This window comes from Vibrio sp. 2033 (assembly GCF_033339735.1).
In genome coordinates, this window is the sequence record NZ_JAWOVC010000812.1 from 1 (window position 1) to 522 (window position 522).

The 522-nt window shown below is 45.4% G+C and carries 2 protein-coding genes; both read right to left on the reverse strand.

Going from position 1 to position 522, the window contains the following annotated elements; all coding sequences use genetic code 11:
• Positions 1-246, reverse strand: a 246-nt coding sequence (locus tag R7P74_RS29235; RefSeq protein WP_318124225.1) for a hypothetical protein, incomplete at its 3' end; no start/stop codon positions are given.
• A 33-nt stretch (positions 247-279) separates the two neighbouring features.
• Positions 280-522: FkbM family methyltransferase (locus R7P74_RS29240; RefSeq protein WP_318124227.1), on the reverse strand; the 243-nt coding region annotated here is incomplete at its 5' end.

The window sequence follows — 522 nt, forward strand, 5'->3', positions numbered from 1 at the left end:
TTTGAAGCTTGTCAGAGACTCACTGCCCTTAACTGTCCGATCACCTACGACCCAGATAACCACGCCGCCGGGCTTTGTCTTTTCGAAAAGCAATCGGGATATTTCCTCAATCGGCAAATGATATCCGTTATATTCCCGCAAATCATCATACGGCGGGCTTGTGATTGTCATATCCAGAAAATCCGCAGGCATACGACGCATCGTCTCGATGCAGTTTTCATTGTATATTTTGCTAAATTCAATCATTTTCATTCAGCGATGGATAGTTTGTTGAGGAAATTATAGTGTCGGCAATTTGGCTTTTTCACCATGAATCAGAACGAATTCGTGCGGGTCATCTCCCGCCGTCAAAGGGCGAAATGCATATTTCATTTCGGAAAGCCGCTCAAGACAATTGCGGCGAAGCTCTGCCGAATGAGTTGAAAGAAAAATCACGGGTCGACATTGTCCGATAGTTTTTTCTGCTCCGCAGATGACATCGTATTCAGCGCCCTCGACATCTATTTTCATCACATCCGGCTG